Genomic DNA, 19203 nt, shown 5'->3' with positions numbered 1-19203 from the left:
TTTTTGACCGCCGGGTAGCCGGCGTGCCGCCTTACTTGATCGGCTGCGGGCTCGCGGCGGACGGTCTCGATTTCCACAATGTCCAGCCGAGGTTCATGCCGGCGGCTGCGATCAGGATGGCGGCGGCGCCGACGACCTGGCTAAGATGCAGCCGATGGCCGAAAGCGGTGACATCGACCAGGATGGCAACGACCGGATAGATGAAGGACAGCGACCCCTGCAGATGCGTCGGCAGCTTCTGGATGGCGCCGTACATCAGGATGTACATCAGGCCGGTGTGGACGATGCCGAGCGTTGCCAGCATGGCCCAGCTCCATCGGTCGGCGGGAAGATGCGAGAGATTGGCGAAGGGCGCCAGCATGACGACGCCGACGCAGACTTGGATGAGCGCGATCAGATGCGGCGGCGTGCCTTTGAGCTTCTTGGTGACGATGGCCGCGACGGCCCAGAAAAAGGCGGCGGCCAGGGCCATCAGGATGCCGGCGAAATAGTTCGTGCCGACATCGCCGGCGTCTGGGGCGGCCCCGACGATCAGCACCATGCCGGCGAAGGCGATTGCCAGCCAGGTCAGCTTGGTCAATGTCAGCCGCTCGGCGAACAACAGCGCGCCGAAGCCGACCAGCATGAAGGGTTGCGTGTTGTAGACCGCGGTGGCGATCGAGATGGAGGCGCGCGAGAATGCGCTAAACAGGAGCAGCCAGTTGATGACGATCGCCGCGCCCCCAAGTGCTGCGAGGCCGACGATGCGCAACGACAGCCTGTTGCGCAACAATCCAAGCGAAGCGCAGATGATGAGCAGCGTCAGCGCGCCGAACGCGCAGCGCCAGAACACTACATCCATGATCGGCTGGCCGGACATGATGACGAACCATCCGATCGTCCCCAGGATCGCCATTGCGGCCGACATTTCGACCGTGCCACGTACAGTATCGTTCATGATAAGCCTCTGAACCCGTTGAGCCAGCATAATCTCATGCGACGCCGAGGCTTTCCATCTCCTCAGGAAGGCTATATGAGGAAGTGACCTAATTATATTAGGCATCTGCTCGAATCTGCGAGAAAAAGAAATGCTGGACGATCTCGACCGAAATCTCCTCGAGATCCTGGTCAGGGATGCGCGGACCTCGCTGAAGGATCTGGCGGCCCAGGTCGGGCTGTCGTCGCCGAGCGTTTCGGAGCGCTTGCGGCGGCTCGAGGAGCGCGGCGTCATCCGGGCGTTCACCGTCGAGATCGATCCGCTGGCGCTCGGCTATACGCTGCAGGCGATCGTGCGGATCAAACCTTTGCCGGGCAAGCTGCACATCGTCCAGAAACTGATCGAGGAGATTGAAGAGTTTGGCGAATGCGACAAGGTGACGGGAGATGACTGTTTCGTCGCCCGGCTGTTCGTGCGCTCGATCGGCGACCTCGACGGCATTCTCGACCGGATCGCCGACAAGGCCGAGACCAGCACCGCGATCATCAAGGCACAGCCGATCCGGCGGCGGCCGCCGCCACTGGGGTTGCCGTTGGGCTCATAAGCTTGACACCCCGAGGCCATGGTGGAAAGGCGCGGCCAGTCCACCAAATGTCAGTCTTCCGCCAGATGGCTGTCTGAAGAGCGAGAAAAACATGGCGCAGAACATCTACGATCAACCGGAATTCTTCGCGGGCTACAGCCAGCTCGGCCGCTCGGTCGAAGGCCTGGACGGCGCCGCCGAGTGGCCGGCGCTGCGCGCGATGCTGCCTGATGTCACGGGCCTGAGGATCGTCGACCTCGGCTGCGGCTTTGGCTGGTTTTGCCGCTGGGCGCACGGGCAAGGGGCGAGCAATGTCCTTGGGCTCGACCTGTCGGAGAAGATGCTTGCCCGGGCGAGAGCGGCCGGCCCGGACACGGGCATCACCTATGAAAGAGCCGACCTCGACCAGCTCAGCCTGCCGCGGGCCAGCTTCGACCTCGCCTACAGTTCGCTCGCCTTGCACTATGTCGCGGATGTCGAGCGCCTGTTCGGGACCGTGCATCAGGCCCTGTCGCCAGGCGGCCATTTTGTCTTCTCGACGGAGCATCCGATCTACATGGCGCCGACCAGTCCCGGCTGGTCGATCGATGGCGAGGGGAAAAAGACCTGGCCTGTCGACCGGTATCTGGTGGAAGGGCCGCGCACGACCGACTGGTTGGCCAAGGGCGTGGTAAAACATCACCGCACCATCGGCACCACGCTCAACACGCTGATCGGGACGGGTTTCACGATCGAGCATGTCGAGGAATTCCGTCCAACGGACGCGCAGATCGCGGCCACGCCGGGTCTTGCGGAAGAGCTCGAGCGGCCGATGTTCCTGCTGGTTTCGGCGCGCCGATAGGTCTTCGAAGCCCGTCGGCCAGGCTCGTCGCGGCCAGCCCATATTTGCGGTCGCCGGGCACGCGATTCTGGGCTATTCAGGCGTTGATCCGCTTTCCCTCCAGACCAGTCCCTCCCCATGTCAGGCCTGCTTCTCGATCCGTGGTTCTACGCGGCCGCCGTCCCGGCGGTCATTCTGGTCGGCCTGTCGAAGGGCGGCTTTGGCGGCGCCGTCGGCTTCGTCGGCGTGCCGCTGATGGCGCTGACCATGCCGCCGGTGCAGGCGGCCGCCATCCTGCTGCCGATCCTGTGCCTGATGGACATCGTCTCGGTGTGGACGTGGTGGGGCGTATACGATCGCAAGATGCTGGTCGACATGATGCCGGGCGCCGTCATCGGCATCGGGCTTGGCTGGCTGACGGCGGCACTCGTCACCGAGGAAGCGGTGCGGCTGATCGTCGGCGCCGTCGCCATCATCTTCGTGCTGCGCTGGCTTTACCTGCAGTTTCGTCACGGCCCCGACCATGCCGCCGCACCCAATCGCGTGGCGGCGGCCATATGGGGCACGGTCGCCGGGTTCACCAGCTTCGTCGCCCATGTCGGCGGACCGCCCTTCCAGGTCTATGCCTTGCCGATCAGGCTCGACCCCAAGGTGCTGTCGGGCACGGCGGCGATCTTCTTTGCCGCCACCAATGCGCTGAAGCTCATTCCCTATTTCGCGCTCGGCCAGTTTGATACCGCCAACCTGACGGCATCGGCGGTGCTGATGCCGCTGGCGCCGCTGTCGACCATCGCCGGCGCGTGGCTGGTGCGGCGCATGCGGCCGGAGATTTTTTATCCCTTCACCTATGCGACCGTGGCGGTCGTGGCCGTGAAGCTTCTGTGGGACGGGATCGCCGGCATCATGTAGCGCTCCAGCCCGCGTCAGGCGGTGCTGGGCACCATGCGTCTTGGCCGGCTGAGCGCCATGGCGGCACCGGCGGCAAGAACCATCACCATGCCCGCGAGAATGACGACGTCGTGCAGGGTCGGCTTCAGCACCATGTCGGTGATGATGACGAGCATGACCGCATAGTCGAAGCGCGCCGCCCGCAGGATGCGCTGGCCATAGGCCAGGGCCGCGGGCGTCACGCCGTCCCTGGCGATCATCGCGCCCATGCGGTCGGCAGTCGGCTTGAAAACAAACATTCCGATGCAGAAGGTCGTGGCGTAGCCGGCAAGGCCCATCAGGACCCAGAGATCGGAGAAGCCGACCCAGAACGAGCACATGATCAATCCGAAGGCCAATGTCAGCATCGACATCGGCGCGAAGAAGCGGTTGCCCAGCTCGCCGGTGGCGCGCATCGCCTGCAGGGTTCCCTGGATGTTGCCGGCTCGATCCGCCAGCGTCGCCAGCACCATCAGCGTGAAGCCGCCGCCGACCCAAAGCGTCGCTGAAAGGATGTGCAGCAATTTGACGATGGAATACCAATCCATGGCTTTCTCCCCGATGCCCAATGGTTGCTGGCGAGGGCGGGCCATTGCCCGTCCGCTTCGCCGCCGCCGCGTTTAGCGCCGCGGTTGTTTCGGGACGATGTCGTGGAAAAACCGGCTGTGTTTCAGGCCGCCGGCTAACGAAAGGCGTCGCTAATATGATGAAGGCGCCGCCCGGCTTTCTGCTATTGTCGGCATTGTCGGGGGGGGGGCGTGACATCGTCCGGAAACAATGCCGATGCTAGTGCCGACGGCGGAGGTCCGGCGGCGGCAGCGCTTGCCTGACGATCAACTCATTCCCAACTTGGGAAAAGGCAATTCGGGGGACTAATATATGCAAGGGGTAGCACGGAATTTCTTCACGCTGGCGATCATCTACGCGCTGTGCGGCATGGCACTCGGCATCCACATGGCGATCAGCGAGGATCATGGCCAGATGCCGACCCACGCCCACACGATGGTGGCTGGCTGGCTCATGTCGGCGGTCTTCGCGTTCTTTTACCACCTGTTTCCGGCTGCCGGGCAAAAGACGCTGGCCCTCGTCCATTTCTGGCTGACGGCAATCAGCGGCATCGGGCTCATGATCGGCCTTTATATACTGCTTGCCGGAAATCCGGGGATCGAGCCGTTGCTGGGGATATCTTCGATCGGCTTCTACGCAGGCATGCTGCTGTTCGCCTTCATCGCCCTGCCGGTGGTGTGGAAAAAGGCCTGAGTGAGGCCGAAACCTGGCCTGTGCGGCTGTGCTGTTACGGCACAGGAGTAGTGTGTAGGGTCAAAAAATATCAGGGATGTTAAGGGTCCATTAAGCTTTACAGGCGTTTACTATGTGCATCCAGTGATCTGGATTCTTACCGAGTGGTTGGAGCCACTTTGTTTGACGCCTCCCTGTTAAACTCCTGAGAGCCGCCTTATCCGCGGCTCTTTTTTTGTCCGCATTCCGGTGGCATCCCGCGACGCCGGTCGCTGTTAACCTTCTGTTAAACATGTGCTTGCCTTCACCCCGGACGAAGCGCATTTTCAAGCTTCAGTTTTATAGGGTCACGGGTGTATCGGCAGAGAGCCGAATCGGCCGGTTGCAAGTGCAGGGGCGTTATCAATGAACGAGCCGTCGAAAGGCGTTGTGAAAACCGTCAAGCTGGCGGAACGCCGGGTGTTTTCGCACTCCTTCAAACCGCTTTACCAGGAAGGCATGGGCCTGGTCGAACAGGCGGCGGAGTATCTCGACGGCAAGGGCCGGGCCGAGGCCAAGAAACTGTCGCGGCTGGCAGCCACGCTCTACGCGGCCGAGTCGATGCGGCTGACCACCAGGCTGATGCAGGTTGCCTCGTGGCTGCTTTTGCAGCGCGCGGCGAATTCCGGCGAGATGACCCGCGACCAGGTCGCTTCGGAAAAGTCCAAGGTGCGCCTCGACACCGCTTCCGCCCATGACGAGGCGGCCGGCTGGGCCGAACTGCCGAGCGATTTCCTCGACCTCGTCAACCGGTCGCTGCGCCTTCAGGCATTGGTGCGCCGCATGGACGAAGAGATCTACGGCGCCGGCGCGATGGTCGACACGCAGCCCGTGGCTCGCCGGCCCAATCCGGTCTCCGACCAGATCAGCCTGCTCAACACCGCCTTCGCCCGCAACTGAGAAACTTCGAAGCCTTCCCCAGTTGGCGGGGTGGGCGTTTCCGGTTTGTTCACTTTTCGCTGGCATCGCTGTCCGCCGGAGGTACACTCACGGCATGGGGGACGCGATTCGCATCATCGGTATCGATCCGGGGCTCAGGCGCACCGGCTGGGGCATCATCGAGAGCCTCGGCAATTCGTTGCGCTTCGTCGCTTCGGGCACCGTACGCTCCGAGGACAAGGCGGCGCTGGCGACGCGGCTCTGCCAACTGCATGACGGGCTCGCCGAAATCCTGCATCAGGCCATGCCGCATGAGGCCGCGGTCGAACAGACCTTCGTCAACAAGGACGCCGTTGCGACGCTGAAGCTCGGGCAGGCACGCGGCATCGCCATGCTGGTGCCGGCGCGCGCAGGCCTCGTTGTCGCCGAATATGCGCCAAACGCGGTGAAGAAGGCGGTGATCGGCGTCGGCCACGGCGACAAGAAGCAGATCCACATGATGGTGAAGGTGTTATTGCCGAAGGCGGTCTTCGACACCGAACACGCCGCTGACGCGCTGGCCATTGCGATTTGCCACGCGCATCACCGGCAAAGTGCCGCCTATAGGCTGGCGCTGGCGTCGTGAGAGGCTGTCGGGAATGATTGGCAAGCTCAAGGGGACGCTGGACGAGATCGATGAGGATCATTGCCTCGTCGACGTGCATGGCGTCGGCTATGTCGCCTATTGCTCGGCGCGCACGCTCGCCGCGTTGCCTTCGCCCGGCGAAGCTGTGGTGCTGTTCATCGAGACCTATGTGCGCGAGGACATGATCCGGCTCTATGGTTTCCAGTCGCAGCTCGAGCGCGAATGGTTTCGGCTGCTGATGAACAATGTGCCGGGTGTCGGCGCCAAGGTGGCGCTGGCCATACTGTCGACGCTGGCGCCGGCCGACCTCGCCAATGCGATCGCGCTGCGCGACATCGCCATGGTTTCCCGCGCGCCCGGCGTCGGCAAGAAGGTGGCCGAGCGCATCGTCACCGAATTGAAGGCCAAGGCACCGGCCTATGCCGGCGCTGCCTCCGGCACGATCGGGCTGAAGCAGGAGCTCGGCGAAGGCGTGGCGCCGGCGCCGATCACCGACGCTGTCTCGGCCTTGGTCAATCTCGGCTATTCCCGCGACACCGCCGCCAATGCGGTATCGGCGGCGCTGAAGACGGCAGGAGAGGGGGCCGATGCCTCCAAGCTGATCCGTTTCGGGCTGAAGGAACTGGCGCGGTGATTGCTTGAAAACAAAATTCCAACTACAATATGTTTTGTAAGCAATTTCTCAGAAAGTAAGAAAATGGGTGCTTATGCAAGCCTGACATCGAAAGGCCAGCTTACCATCCCAAAGGACGTCAGGGATGCACTGTCGCTCAAGGCGGGTGACATGATCGCCTGGACCGTAGTGGATGGCTATTTGATCGGAACGCCACGCAATCTCGACTTTGCTGACCTCGCCGGATTCCTGGGAGATCCGCCCGACGGGCCGGCTTCACTCGAGGAAATCGATGCCGCGGTTCGGGACGCGGTTGGACGGCATGTTGTCGGGGACGTGCCGAAGGGCGGACGTGAGGGCGACGCGTGACGTCGATAGGCATCGATACGAACGTTCTGCTTCGAATGGTGCTGAACGATGATGCCGAGCAAAGGGCAAAAGCCTTGGCTTTCGGCAAAGGCCTTAGTGAGGATACCCCAGGCTTTGTCAGCCTGATTGTCCTGGTCGAGTTCAGTTGGTCGCTGATTTCTCGCTACAGGATGTCCAAGGAACAAGTCCTGGCCGCAATCCAAAGACTGCTGAAAATCAGAACGTTGGTTTTCGAGGATTTCGATGCCATCGTGATCGCGCTCGAAAGGTCCAACATGCCGCAGGTTGACTTTGCCGATGCGCTCATCGCCGAACACAACCGAAATGTGGGCTGTTCTCATACGGTTACTTTCGATCAGCGGGCTGCAAGGTCCATTGCAAGCATGGAATTGCTGGCATGAGCCTTTCCCCCCGTCTCATTGCTCCGGAAAAACGCGGCGAGGATGCCGAGCAGACCTTGCGGCCGCAGACGCTCGACGATTTCGTCGGCCAGGCGGCGGTTCGGGCAAACCTCAAAGTCTTCATCGAGGCCGCCAAGGGCCGCAAGGAGGCGCTCGACCACGTGCTGTTCGTCGGACCGCCGGGGCTGGGCAAGACGACGCTGGCGCAGATCATGGCGCGCGAACTCGGCGTCAATTTCCGCTCGACCTCCGGGCCGGTCATCGCCAAGGCCGGCGATCTCGCGGCACTGCTGACCAATCTCGAAGAAGGCGATGTGCTGTTCATCGACGAGATCCACAGGCTCAACCCGGCGGTGGAGGAAATCCTCTATCCGGCGATGGAGGATTTCCAGCTCGACCTGATCATCGGCGAGGGACCGGCGGCGCGTTCGGTCAAGATCGACCTTGCCCGTTTCACGCTGGTGGCAGCCACCACGCGGCTCGGCCTGCTCACCAATCCGCTGCGCGACCGGTTCGGCATCCCGGTGCGGCTCAATTTCTACACGGTCGAGGAGTTGGAGCAGATCGTGCGGCGCGGCGCCCGCATCCTGCAGATGCCGCTCGGCGACGACGGTGCACTCGAGATCGCCCGGCGCGCGCGCGGTACGCCGCGCATTGCCGGGCGGCTGTTGCGGCGCGTGCGCGATTTCGCCTCGGTCGCCGGCGACGGCCATGTCGACCGCCTGATCGCCGACGAAGCGTTGACCCGGCTCGAAGTCGATGCGCTCGGCCTCGACGCGCTCGACCGCCGCTATCTCAGCATGATCGCCCGCAATTTCGGCGGCGGGCCGGTGGGAATCGAGACGATCGCGGCGGGCTTGTCCGAGCCGCGCGACGCCATCGAGGACATTATCGAGCCCTATCTGATCCAGCAGGGCTTCATCCAGCGCACGCCGCGTGGCCGCGTGCTGACCGCCAATGCCTGGCGCCATCTCGGCCTTGATGCGCCGAAGGACCTGGCGCAGCAGCAGATCAGCCTGTTCCAGGAAGAATAGCGGGGCAATCGATCAGTCACGCGTTCCCGGACCAGTGATCAAGCATCAGTGAACGGGCCTGCGCAAATTCTCCTCATCTTTGCCGGCTTACCGGCGTATTCCTGGATTGTATCGGGTTCGCTGCCTCCATGCATGTCGTCCGCCCAAATCAGGATCGACACGCACCAGCGCATGCCGAAATGAGGTGCCGGAGCCACTCAATGATAACCAGACGCGGGTTCATGCGCTTTATCGGCGGGTCGCTGCTGTCGGTCGCCTCGTTCAGCGCCTACGCCGTCGGCATCGAGCCGATGCTGCTGACGCATGTGAAGCGCTATGCGCTGACGCCACCGCATTGGCCTGATGGATTGAAGCTGCGCGTCGTCGCCCTTGCCGACATCCACGCCTGCCGGCCTTGGATGACGCCGGAGCGGATTGCCTCGCTTGCCGAAGAGGCGAATGCGTTGCAGCCGGACCTGATCGTTCTGCTCGGCGACTACATCGCCGGCATGCGCCTGGCGTCACGTAGGGTCACGCCGCCGGAATGGGCTGGCGCCCTGTCGGGCCTCAAGGCACCGCTCGGCGTGCTGTCGATCCTCGGCAATCACGACTGGTGGGCCGATGGCTTCGCGCAGCGTGCCGGAGTTGGCCCGACGATCGCGCGCAAGGCATTGGAGAAGGTCGGCATCCCGGTTCTGGAGAACGACGCCGTGCGTCTGGAAAAGGACGGACATGGCGTATGGATCGCCGGCCTCGCCGATCAGTTGGCGTTATTACGGAAAAAGAACACCGAGCGTCCCAGGGGATTGGACGATCTCGACGGCACGCTGGCCAAAATCAGCGACGCCGCGCCTGTCATCCTGCTGGCGCACGAACCGGACATTTTTCCAAAAGTGCCGTCGCGTGTGTCGCTGACGCTAGCGGGACACACCCATGGCGGGCAGGTGCGGCTGTTCGGCTATTCGCCTATCGTGCCGTCGCAGTTCGGCAATCGCTACGCCTATGGCCATGTCATCGAGAACGACCGCAACCTGATCGTCTCGGGCGGGCTCGGCTTCAGCAATTTGCCCATCCGTTTCGGCATGCGTCCGGAAATCCTGCAGATCGACCTCGGCTGACCGGGACTTCAGGGGAGGTTTCGGATCGCGTCCATCACGTTCGGCTCGGCCTTGTCGCCATTGAACGCATCGACGACGCCGAAAGCGCCGCCATAGCTCCACAGCGACCATGAGAAGCCGTGCGCTTCGGCCCGCGCGATCATATCCTTGACATAGGCGGCCCGATACTCCGCCGGCATCACATAGGCATTGCCATATTCCTGGCGGATCATGCCGAACTCGCCCAGCGTGATGTCTTGCGGCTTGATGCCGTTGGCCTTCGCCCACGCCTCGACGGTCTTGAACGGCGCATCCATCAGGCCAAGCAGCTTGTCGGGGCTGTCCATGCTGGCGACCTGCTCGTCGAGATAGGCAAGCAGGCCGCTCTGCCGTGTCCACGGCGCCTCGGCCTTAATCCGGGCGCGGATGGTGTCGAGCGTGACGTCGAGCTGCGCCTTGGGAACCGCGGTCAACGGATAGGGCAGGCCGGTCACGTAGGGGATAAAGTCGCCGGCCCAGGTCGCGCCCTGATGGGTGAGCAGGAATGGATCGTAGGAGTGGAAGGTCCAGATGATGTTGTCGTCGGGGATGGTCCTCGGGTCGATCCTCCCCAGCGACGAAGCGGCGGAATAGCAGGCTCCGGTCAGGACTAGCGTCAGCTTCGTCGCCGAGGCGCGCGCCGCGGCGAACAGTTCGCGCTGGCGGTCGGGCCACAGGCTGGTGCCGTCGCTGTCGCAATCGACGATCGGCTCGTTCATCGGTTCGAAAGCGACCTTTTCGGGATCTTCGCCCGCCAGCGTGCGCGCCATGCCGCGAACCATCTCGACGTAGCGGTCGAAGGTCGCGGGATCGTCCATCACCTCACCCATGCCGATCTTGCGGCTGCCGCCGGCCGGGATCAGGTGCATGTCGACGATGACCTTCAGCCCGGCTCGGTTGATCATGCGCGCCGAGTCCAGCACGCTGGCATAGAGTTGGTAACGCAGGTCCGTTGTATTGTCCGAGAGGAAAGGCGACGGATCGACCGGCATGCGCAGGAAATCGAAGCCGGCATCCTTCAACGCCTTGAGGTCGTCTTCCCCAAGGAATTTTCGCCATTCCGGGTAGGGCAGGATGGCCTTGGCATCACCCCACCGATCCTCGCCGGGCCAGGTGACCCACTGGTCGAGATTGAGACCGCGCTTCATCGAGAAGGTGGCCGCTTCAGCCGAAAGTGTAGAAGCCGCCAGCGCTAGCACGACTGCCATCAAGGTCTTGATCATCGTCGTCAACAGTGCCATCGGGTTCATGCGCCAAAAATACCTGCCGCGTCGGCATCCAAAAGGGAAGCGCAATGGGCGATCATGGTGAATCCGCGGCATTGCTGGCTGGGCTTTCCGGCGCGCTGACCGAGTTCGGCCACCGGCTGATGGCGCGGGTCTATTACGCCGACACCGATTTTTCGGGCGTCGTCTACCACGCGCGCTACCTCGAATTCCTCGAGCGCGGCCGCTCCGACTATCTCCGGCTCACCGGCGTGCACCACACCGAACTCGCCGAAGGCAAGCATGGCGAGAAGATCGCATGGGTGGTACGCCGCATGGAGATCGACTTCCGCATTCCCGCTCGCATCGACGACATCCTGACCGTCGACACCCGCACCGATGCCATTTCCGGTGCGCGAATCTTCATGGCACAGCAGCTCAAGCGGGGCGACGAGGTGCTGGTCGAGGCCAAGGTCGAGGCGGCGATCATCGGCGAGAACGGCCGGCCGAGGCGCTTTCCCAGGGAATGGGTGGCGGCGTTCATGCCACGGGTCGGCTGATATTCAGGTGATGCCGGCCTGCGATACCCAGGCGCGGCAATGCGCCGCGCCTTATACACTAACCCATCCTTAACCATAACGGTTCATGAAGAGACTGGTGAAGATTGGCGTTATCCAGCGCCTTCCTTTCACCAATATTTGCCCCGAAAAGGCCGCTAACGGCACGGTTTGGGGTGTCCGGTAGCTTCGTGCGAACCGACCACAAGGGATGCCATGGGCCAGCCGCCAGCTTCGCCCGGAAAATCTTAAGGACGTAACGATGGAAAATATCGCACTCGCCGAACCGGGCGCGCAATTGTCGATTTGGGCCTTGTTCATGCAGGCCAGCTGGGTGGTCAAGCTGGTCATGATCGGGCTGCTCTGCGCTTCGGTGTGGACCTGGGCGATCATCGTCGACAAGCTGGTCGCCTATGGCCGCATGCGGCTGGCGCTGAACCGCTTCGAGCAGGTTTTCTGGTCCGGGCAGTCGCTGGAGGAGCTCTACCGCACGCTCGCCGACCGCAAGACGACAGGCATGGGCGCCATTTTCGTCGCCGCCATGCGCGAATGGAAGAAGAGTTTCGAAAAAGGCGCCAAGTCGCCGCTCGGCCTGCAGACCCGCATCGACAAGGCCATGGACCTGGCGCTGACCCGCGAGATGGAGAAGCTGGAGGGGCGCCTCGGCTTCCTCGCCACCACCGGATCCGCGGCACCTTTCATCGGCCTGTTCGGCACCGTCATCGGCATCATGACCTCGTTCCAGGCCATCGCCGGCTCCAAGAACACCAGCCTCGCGGTGGTCGCGCCCGGCATCGCCGAGGCGCTGCTGGCGACGGCCATCGGCCTGCTCGCCGCGATTCCGGCGGTCATCGCCTACAACAAGCTGTCATCGGATGCGAGCAAGATCGCCGTGCGCATGGAGGGGTTCTCGGATGAGTTCTCCGCCATACTCTCGCGCCAAATCGATGAAAAAGTCGCGCCTAAGGCCTGAGGAGTAACGAGATGGGTATGTCCGTAGGCATGGGAGGGCGCGGCGGGCGCGGCCACCGGCGGCGCGGCCGTCACCATGCGCTGATGTCGGAGATCAACGTCACGCCGATGGTCGACGTGATGCTGGTGCTCTTGATCATCTTCATGGTCGCGGCACCGATGCTGACGGTCGGCGTGCCGATCGACCTGCCGGACACCCAGGCCAAGGCGATGAATGCCGACACCCAGCCGATCACCGTCTCGATCGATGCGACCGGGAAGATTTTCCTGCAGGAAACCGAGATTCCGATCGAGGAGCTGGTGGCCAAACTGCAGGCTATCTCGAAGACCGGTTATGAAGAGCGCATCTTCATCCGTGGCGACAAGTCGACCGACTATGGCACGGCCATGAAGGTCATGGCTCGCATCTCGGCCGCTGGCTACAAGAACATCGGCCTGGTTTCACTGCAGGAACAGGATCAATAGACTCACGATGAGGACCGGCCTCACCACATCGGTGATCTTGCATACGGCGGTGCTGGCCTTCGGCCTGTTCACCCTGTCGGCGCCGGCCGCGCTTCCGTCCGCCGACGTGGAGTCGGTCGCGGTCGACATCGTGCCGATGGAAGCCATCGCGCAGACGCTGCAGGGCGACAAGAAGGCCGTGATGCATGAAAAGCCGGCGCCGCTGCCGACGCAGCGTCCCGATATCGTACCCAACGCGCAGAAGGTCGGCGAAAACAGCGTCGACACCGACAAGCCGATAACGCCGGAAGCCAAACCAAAACCCGTCGACACGACCTCGGCGCCGCCACCCGCGCCGACCCCGAAGGAAATCCCGAAGACCGAGGACGTTCCGAAGCCGCAGGAAAAGCCCAAGCCCACTCCGGCGACGGAAGTGGCGCCAGCGCCGACGCCCAAGGAAGAGGTGAAGCCCGAGCCGGTCAAGCAGACCGAGCCCAAGCCGACGCCGGCCAAGCCGGCGCCGACCCCGCCGCCGCAGGACAAGACAGCCGCTATCGATCCGACGCCCGAGGTCAAGCCCGACGCCGTCGCCGAGGCCATAGCGAAGGACCCGCCAACCGAAGAGACGCAATTGCCGAATTCGGCGCCCGCGCCGGAAGCGCGGCCAAAGCCGCAGCCGGCACAGGCCGAAAGCGCCAAGGCGCCGGAACGCAAGGATGCCGACAAGCCGGTCAAGGAAGCCTCGTCCAAGCCGAAGTCCGACGACAAGCAGTTCAACGCCAATGAGATTTCGGCCTTGCTCGACAAGCAGAAGCCGTCCGGCGGTGGTGCCAAGCGCTCGACCCAGCAGGCGTCGCTCGGTGGCGACAAGGATCAGGGCCAGAAGCTGTCGAAGTCGGAGCAGGGCGCCCTGGAAAGCCAGTTGGGCGGTTGCTGGACATTGCCGGCCGGGCTTGAAGGTTCGGAGAATTTCGTCGTCGTGGTCCGCTTCAACCTGGACAATTCGGGCAAGCTCGACGGCCGCCCGTCCGTCGAAAAGTCGAGCGGCAACCGGCAATTTGACGAAAGCGCGGTGCGCGCGGTTCAGAAATGCGACGTGGCCGGCCTGCAGGTTCCCGCCGGCAAACAGGACATCTGGAACGACATCCGGGTCACCTTCGATCCAAGGGAAATGCTTGGCCTCTAGGCCGGGCGTCCACCCAATCAAAGAAGAGAAGCGAGAAGATATGCGATCTTTCCTCAAGCCGCTCCTGACGATTGCAGCGATGGCGCTGGGCATGACGGCCGTCGTTCCGATGCCTGCGTGGGCGCTGGTCGAACTCAACGTCAACAAGGGCAATGTCGAGCCGCTGCCGATCGCCATCACGGATTTCCAGGGTGGCGATGCGCTTGGCGCTCAGATCTCACAGATCGTCACCGCCGATTTGAAGCGCTCCGGCCTGTTCGCGCCGATCGACAAGAGCGCCTTCATCGAGAAGATCGCCAATCCGGACGCAACCCCCCGCTTCGACGACTGGAAGGTGATCAACGCGCAAGCGCTGGTCACCGGAAGCGTCAGCAAGGAAGCAGACGGCCGCATCCGCGCCCAGTACCGGCTGTGGGATACATTCGCGGGCCAGCAGATGGCCGGCGAGCAGTTCTTCGCCAACGACGCCAATCAGCGCCGCGTCGCTCATATCATCGCCGATGCCATCTATGAGCGGCTGACCGGCGAGAAGGGCTATTTCGACACGCGCGTCGTCTTCATCGACGAGTCCGGCGCCAAGAACGCGCGCAAGAAGCGTCTCGCCATCATGGACCAGGACGGCGCCAACATCCGCTACCTCTCGGATGGGCGGTCGATCGTGCTGACGCCGCGCTTCTCGCCGAACCGGCAGGAAATCACCTACATGTCCTATGAGAGCGGCCAGCCGCGGGTCTATCTCTTGCAGATCGAGACCGGGCAGCGCGAACTGGTCGGCAATTTTCCCGGCATGACGTTCGCGCCGCGCTTCTCGCCCGACGGCCAGAAGGTGATCATGAGCCTGCTGCGCGACGACGGCAATTCCAACATCTTCGCCATGGACCTGCGCAGCCGTTCGACCACGCGTCTGACCAACTCGACCGCCATCGACACCTCGCCCTCCTATTCGCCCGACGGCAGCAAGGTGGTGTTCACCTCCGACCGTGGCGGCCGCGCGCAGATCTACGTCATGGGCGCCGATGGCTCCGGCCAGACCCGCATCTCCTTCGGCGACGGCGTCTATTCGACGCCGGTGTGGTCGCCGCGCGGCGACCTCATCGCCTTCACCAAGCAGAGCGGCGGCGAATTTCAGATCGGCGTCATGAAAACCGACGGCTCTGGCGAGCGCATCCTGTCGTCCGGCTTCCAGCAGGAAGGCCCGACCTGGGCGCCGAACGGCCGCGTGCTGATGTTCTTCCGCGACTCCAATGGCGGCCCGAAGCTGGTTTCCGTCGATCTCACCGGCCGCAACGAGCAGCCGATCCCGACCGCGAATTTTGCTTCTGATCCGGCCTGGTCACCGCTGCTGGAATAATACGGGAATTGGCGAATTGAAGAATTGAAGAGATGGAGAAAGCAGAAGGCTACGTAAAGCGAGCAAAGGATCTGGAGGTCTACAAGCGCGCTTACATGGTCTCTCTTACGGTTCACAAGGCCACGCTCGCTTTCCCCAAAATAGAGCAATACGCGCTGGCCGATCAGCTGCGGCGTTCCAGCAAAGGGATTTGCGCCAATCTGGCCGAGGGGTTTGCCAAACAGACCCACTCCAAAGCCGAATTCGCCCGGTTCGTTTCGATGGCCATGGGATCGTGCAGTGAAGTCGAGACGTGGATTTCATACGCATTCGACCTCGAATACATCTCACAGGCGCAACGGGACGAGTGGCTACAATCGTATGCCCATGTGTACGGAATGCTGGTGAACCTCAGAGAGAAGTTAAGGTGAACATCCTTCTTCAATTCTCCAGTTCTCCAACTCTTCAATTCCCCTTACATTCCCCCTTTTCCACGCCTTCGTCGCGTTTTGGCCGCATTTCCGCCTAGGGTCCGCGCCAACTGTGGCTTACGACAAACGGCTGCGGACGGGCGGCCTAAACCAAATTTTAACCGTGTTTCTTGAATGCCGGTTAACCCAAACGTGGTTACTGGGTGATCAACGAAATCACTCGAAACACGATCACTCGAATACGAAGGAGAGGCGGCATGGGCCGTATCGCAGCACTTACCAGAAACCCGGTCATGATCGCGCTGGTGGCGATGCTCGCCGTCGCCGGTTGCGCCTCGAAGAAGACGCCGAACAACGCGGCCGATCTTGGTCTCAACGGCGCAGGTGCCGCAACGCCCGGCTCGGCGCAGGACTTCACCGTCAACATCGGCGACCGCATCTTCTTCGATACGGACTCGACCTCGATCCGGGCCGACGCGCAGACGACGCTTTCGCGCCAGGCGCAGTGGCTGAACCAGTACAAGCAGTATGCCATCGTCGTCGAAGGCCATGCCGACGAACGCGGAACGCGCGAATACAATCTGGCGCTCGGTGCCCGTCGTGCCGCCGCCACCCGCGACTTCCTGGTTTCCAAGGGCGTTTCGGCCAGCCGCCTCAAGACGATTTCCTACGGCAAGGAACGTCCGGTCGCCGTGTGCGATGACATCTCCTGCTGGTCGCAGAATCGCCGGGCCGTCACCACGCTCAGCGGCGCCGGTTCCTGATCGGCAAAAATACAACACACCTCTGCGAAAGGCGGCCTCCCGGCCGCCTTTTTCATATCCTGGGGCCCGAAACAAAATTTGGCCGAAGTCTCGCGCCCTGCTATGAGCCGAGGGCGCTTGGCTGGTCTCACATCGATTGGAAGGCGCGAACAAGCTAACGATTGGACGGCGAGAGGCACATGCATTTGAGATCGGTTCTGAGCGGCACGCTTGCGCTGCTGCTCCTATCAGGCGTAACCGCTTTGGCGAGCGGTTCGGGGCAATCAACCGAGAGCGGGTTTTCGTTCCATCTGCCGACACTTGAGTTGCCCAGCCTTTTCGGTGAGAAGAAAAAGCAGGATCAAGTCCAGCTCGCGCAGTCGAGCGGCGCCGGCGTGACCGGGCTCGAGGACCAACTGCGGCAGCTGACCGGCAAGGTCGAGGAACTCAATTTCCAGATCTTGCAGATGCAGGAGCAGATCCGCAAACAGCAGGAAGACAACGAGTTCCGCTTCCAGCAGCTGGAAGGCGGCTCGCAAGGCGGACAACCGCCGGCGCAGAAGAAATCAGATGCCACCACCGGAACCAACACCGACGTGGCCTCGGCCCCGGCAACCCAGGCGCCGGCTGATGCCGGCGCCGCGCCCGGCGGCGATCAATCCACAGGCGGCAAGACGGTCGAGGACGTCATCGTCGAATCGCCCGACGGTGACCCCGGCAAGCTGATCCCCGGCAAGGGAGCGCCCGAAAAGACTTTTGGGTCCATCACCGTCGACAAGAACGGCAATGTGATCGATGCCGGCGGCAGCACGCAGGCAACCGCGCCGGCACAGGACACCGCACCTGCCGCCAGCGCACCTGCCAAGGCTGGCAAGTCCGGCGGCACGCAGGTCGCGGCGCTGCCCGCCACCAACAATCCCGAAGAGCTCTACCGCAACTCCTACCAGTTCATCCTGTCGGGCGACTACGGCACCGCCGAACAGGGTTTCCGCGACCATATCTCCCGCTTCCCCAAAGACGCCAAGACGGCGGACGCGCATTACTGGCTGGGGGAATCGCTGCTTGGCCAGCAGAAATACCGCGATGCGGCGGAAGTCTTCCTCGCTGCCAGCAAGGACTATCCCAAGGCCAAGAAGGCACCCGACATGCTGTTGAAGCTCGGTGTGTCGCTGGTCGGCCTCAAGCAGCATGATGTCGCCTGCGCCACCTTCAGCGAGGTCGGCAAGCGCTATCCCGATATTTCCAGCACACTCAAGGAACGCGTCAAGCAGGAGAAGGCCCTGGCTGCGTGCTGATCTTTCCCGGGGATGTCGCAGTCCCAAACCGGGGACTTTTGGACGAATGCATTGATGCTCGACACCGGGCCTGAGTTTTCGACGAGACTTTTTTCGCATATCGATTTTACGAACGGCGCCGTTGCGGCCGTATCAGGCGGCAGCGACTCGATCGCGCTCCTTCTTCTTCTCAAACAGCATCTCGACAAAACCGCGCCGTCCACGAGGCTGCTCGCGATCACGGTCGATCACGGCTTGCGGCAGGGTTCGGCTGGTGAGGCGCAGGCCGTGGCGCAGCTTTGCGCGGAGCGCGGCATCGCCCACCGCATCCTGGCCTGGTCGGGAGAAAAACCATCGACCGGCCTGCCTGCGGCAGCGCGCGAGGCGCGCTACCGGCTGCTCGCCAGCGCCGCCCGGGCGGAGGGCATCGGCCTGATCGTGACCGGACATACATCGGACGACCAGGCCGAGACGGTGCTGATGCGGCGCGATCGCAACGATGCGGGCCGCGATGAAGGACGGGGCCTTGCCGGCATGGCGCCCGCCACCTTGCATGACTGGCGCGACTGGATCGTGCGACCGCTTCTTGGCGTCCGGCGCTCTGTGCTGCGCGATTTCCTGCACCGCCAACAGGTCGGCTGGGCCGAGGACCCGACCAATGCCGATGAAGCCTTCGAGCGGCCGCGCATGCGCGCGGCCCTTGCCGGGGAGGCCGGCGCACAGCGCATGAACGACGCGCTGGCGTTGGCGGCACAGGCGGCCGGCGCCCGCATGCGGCTTGGCGCCAAGGCCGCCTCTCTGGTCGAGCGCTTTGCCAGCCGGCCGGCGACGGGTCTCGTCCGGCTCGACCCGGCCCTGCTCAGCGCCGGCGACGACCAGGCGGCCGTCTACGCGCTGCGCATTCTCCTGGCGACGACAGGCGGGATTGCCTTCCTGCCGGACCAGGCTCGCAGCGAGGCGTTGTTCGCCAGGCTGAAGGCGGGGTTTCTTTGCGCCACATTGTCGCGGACGGTGATCGACTTCCGGCGCGCCGGCATCTTCCTGCGCCGGGAAATGCGGGGCTTGCCGGCGGCAGCGGCAACGGTCGACGCCACCATCTGGGATGGCCGCCGCCAAATCACATTGCACGACGCCAGCGGCGCATTGTTGATCGCCCCATTCGGGGCGTTGGCGGCGAAGCGGCTCGCTGTAGGCCGGGGCGAAACCCCGCCAAGCCTGATGCGCGCGGCATTGGCGGCTGAACCAGGCCTGCTGCAAGCCGTCGAAAAGGCCGGTTCGGCGCCTGATTGGCCGACATCGCAAGGGTTTGCGGCCTCGCCAGTCGTTGCTCCCTTCGCCCGCTTCCTGCCGTCCTTCGATCTGGTCCCGGCGCGCGCCGTCGCCGGGTTGATCGGCGCGGCGCCGTTTCCCCCCATGCCATTCGCCGGCCACAGTGCCGGTTGATGCTGCGCGAAAGCTTAACCCAGACATGCTGTTCTGCTTGGCAAGGGGGGACGCTCTC

At 63.2% G+C, this 19203-nt stretch carries 23 protein-coding genes; 20 read left to right on the top strand and 3 right to left on the bottom strand.

Features of this window, described 5'->3' with window-relative positions; genetic code table 11:
* Positions 1-31 precede the first annotated feature (31 nt).
* Complete coding sequence (locus tag EN850_RS25520; RefSeq protein WP_136092526.1) at positions 32-937, bottom strand: DMT family transporter; 906 nt, start codon at positions 935-937, stop codon at positions 32-34.
* A 130-nt stretch (positions 938-1067) separates the two neighbouring features.
* On the opposite strand from EN850_RS25520, the gene EN850_RS25515 reads away from it, so the two are divergent.
* The 3 genes from EN850_RS25515 (at position 1068) to EN850_RS25505 (ending at position 3228) form a co-directional block, all read left to right on the top strand.
* Positions 1068-1520, top strand: a complete 453-nt coding sequence (locus EN850_RS25515; RefSeq protein ID WP_127280921.1) for an Lrp/AsnC family transcriptional regulator — start codon at positions 1068-1070, stop codon at positions 1518-1520.
* A gap of 91 nt (positions 1521-1611) precedes the next feature.
* Positions 1612-2340, top strand: coding sequence for a class I SAM-dependent methyltransferase (locus tag EN850_RS25510; protein ID WP_136092525.1), 729 nt, complete (start codon positions 1612-1614; stop codon positions 2338-2340).
* 117 nt (positions 2341-2457) lie between these two features.
* The gene (locus EN850_RS25505; protein ID WP_136092524.1) at positions 2458-3228 is read left to right on the top strand and encodes a sulfite exporter TauE/SafE family protein; all 771 of its coding nucleotides are present in this window, start codon (positions 2458-2460) and stop codon (positions 3226-3228) included.
* Positions 3229-3242: 14 nt separating this feature from the next.
* Here the strand turns inward: EN850_RS25505 and EN850_RS25500 are convergent, their stop codons facing one another.
* A complete protein-coding gene (locus tag EN850_RS25500) occupies positions 3243-3794 on the bottom strand; it encodes a DUF2269 family protein (RefSeq protein WP_136092523.1) in 552 nt (183 codons plus the stop codon).
* 331 nt (positions 3795-4125) lie between these two features.
* Here EN850_RS25500 and EN850_RS25495 point away from each other — a divergent pair, with 331 nt between their 5' ends.
* The 8 genes from EN850_RS25495 to EN850_RS25460 all read left to right on the top strand — a co-directional run bounded on the left by EN850_RS25495 (position 4126) and on the right by EN850_RS25460 (position 9542).
* Positions 4126-4506 carry a hypothetical protein gene (locus EN850_RS25495; protein ID WP_023771684.1) on the top strand — a complete coding sequence of 127 codons (381 nt, stop codon included), beginning with the start codon at positions 4126-4128 and terminating at the stop codon, positions 4504-4506.
* Between the two features lie 384 nt (positions 4507-4890).
* Positions 4891-5424: a DUF1465 family protein gene (locus EN850_RS25490; RefSeq protein WP_127872134.1), complete on the top strand. Its 534-nt coding sequence runs from the start codon at positions 4891-4893 to the stop codon at positions 5422-5424.
* 94 nt (positions 5425-5518) lie between these two features.
* Positions 5519-6028, top strand: a complete 510-nt coding sequence (gene ruvC, locus EN850_RS25485; protein ID WP_135863198.1) for a crossover junction endodeoxyribonuclease RuvC — start codon at positions 5519-5521, stop codon at positions 6026-6028.
* Positions 6029-6041: 13 nt separating this feature from the next.
* Positions 6042-6662, top strand: a complete 621-nt coding sequence (ruvA, locus tag EN850_RS25480; protein WP_136092522.1) for a Holliday junction branch migration protein RuvA — start codon at positions 6042-6044, stop codon at positions 6660-6662.
* Positions 6663-7010 carry an AbrB/MazE/SpoVT family DNA-binding domain-containing protein gene (locus tag EN850_RS25475; RefSeq protein WP_246689273.1) on the top strand — a complete coding sequence of 116 codons (348 nt, stop codon included), beginning with the start codon at positions 6663-6665 and terminating at the stop codon, positions 7008-7010.
* Positions 7007-7411, top strand: a complete 405-nt coding sequence (locus tag EN850_RS25470) for a type II toxin-antitoxin system VapC family toxin (RefSeq protein WP_135882190.1) — start codon at positions 7007-7009, stop codon at positions 7409-7411. The genes EN850_RS25475 and EN850_RS25470 overlap by 4 nt, the downstream gene beginning before the upstream one ends.
* Positions 7408-8445 carry a Holliday junction branch migration DNA helicase RuvB gene (gene ruvB, locus EN850_RS25465; RefSeq protein WP_135882188.1) on the top strand — a complete coding sequence of 346 codons (1038 nt, stop codon included), beginning with the start codon at positions 7408-7410 and terminating at the stop codon, positions 8443-8445. The genes EN850_RS25470 and ruvB overlap by 4 nt, the downstream gene beginning before the upstream one ends.
* A 200-nt stretch (positions 8446-8645) precedes the next feature.
* Positions 8646-9542 carry a metallophosphoesterase gene (locus tag EN850_RS25460; RefSeq protein WP_127872131.1) on the top strand — a complete coding sequence of 299 codons (897 nt, stop codon included), beginning with the start codon at positions 8646-8648 and terminating at the stop codon, positions 9540-9542.
* 8 nt (positions 9543-9550) lie between these two features.
* On the opposite strand, the gene EN850_RS25455 is transcribed toward EN850_RS25460, so the two are convergent.
* Positions 9551-10801: a cellulase family glycosylhydrolase gene (locus tag EN850_RS25455; RefSeq protein WP_136092542.1), complete on the bottom strand. Its 1251-nt coding sequence runs from the start codon at positions 10799-10801 to the stop codon at positions 9551-9553.
* Between the two features lie 53 nt (positions 10802-10854).
* Between EN850_RS25455 and ybgC the strand changes: the two genes are divergently transcribed.
* The 9 genes from ybgC (at position 10855) to tilS (ending at position 19145) form a co-directional block, all read left to right on the top strand.
* Positions 10855-11325, top strand: coding sequence for a tol-pal system-associated acyl-CoA thioesterase (gene ybgC, locus EN850_RS25450; protein ID WP_127280352.1), 471 nt, complete (start codon positions 10855-10857; stop codon positions 11323-11325).
* Positions 11326-11584: 259 nt separating this feature from the next.
* Positions 11585-12295: a protein TolQ gene (gene tolQ, locus EN850_RS25445; protein ID WP_015315267.1), complete on the top strand. Its 711-nt coding sequence runs from the start codon at positions 11585-11587 to the stop codon at positions 12293-12295.
* Positions 12296-12306: 11 nt separating this feature from the next.
* On the top strand, positions 12307-12759 hold the full coding sequence (gene tolR, locus EN850_RS25440; RefSeq protein WP_027141797.1) for a protein TolR: 453 nt from the start codon (positions 12307-12309) through the stop codon (positions 12757-12759).
* A 7-nt stretch (positions 12760-12766) separates the two neighbouring features.
* Positions 12767-13924: a TonB family protein gene (locus EN850_RS25435; RefSeq protein ID WP_127872130.1), complete on the top strand. Its 1158-nt coding sequence runs from the start codon at positions 12767-12769 to the stop codon at positions 13922-13924.
* A 40-nt stretch (positions 13925-13964) separates the two neighbouring features.
* Positions 13965-15275, top strand: coding sequence for a Tol-Pal system beta propeller repeat protein TolB (gene tolB, locus EN850_RS25430; protein WP_127872129.1), 1311 nt, complete (start codon positions 13965-13967; stop codon positions 15273-15275).
* 32 nt (positions 15276-15307) lie between these two features.
* Positions 15308-15685 carry a four helix bundle protein gene (locus tag EN850_RS25425; protein ID WP_127872128.1) on the top strand — a complete coding sequence of 126 codons (378 nt, stop codon included), beginning with the start codon at positions 15308-15310 and terminating at the stop codon, positions 15683-15685.
* Between the two features lie 257 nt (positions 15686-15942).
* Positions 15943-16449: a peptidoglycan-associated lipoprotein Pal gene (pal, locus tag EN850_RS25420; RefSeq protein ID WP_127279987.1), complete on the top strand. Its 507-nt coding sequence runs from the start codon at positions 15943-15945 to the stop codon at positions 16447-16449.
* 179 nt (positions 16450-16628) lie between these two features.
* Positions 16629-17723 (top strand): tol-pal system protein YbgF, encoded by a 1095-nt coding sequence (gene ybgF / locus EN850_RS25415; RefSeq protein WP_135919924.1) that lies wholly within the window; start codon positions 16629-16631, stop codon positions 17721-17723.
* 54 nt (positions 17724-17777) lie between these two features.
* Positions 17778-19145 (top strand): tRNA lysidine(34) synthetase TilS, encoded by a 1368-nt coding sequence (gene tilS, locus EN850_RS25410; RefSeq protein ID WP_135932654.1) that lies wholly within the window; start codon positions 17778-17780, stop codon positions 19143-19145.
* Positions 19146-19203 lie beyond the last annotated feature (58 nt).

Origin of the sequence: Mesorhizobium sp. M8A.F.Ca.ET.207.01.1.1 (assembly GCF_004794715.1) — a bacterium.
Lineage (GTDB): Bacteria > Pseudomonadota > Alphaproteobacteria > Rhizobiales > Rhizobiaceae > Mesorhizobium.
Note: the sequence above shows the minus strand (reverse complement) of the source record. Positions and strands in the feature narration are given on the sequence as shown.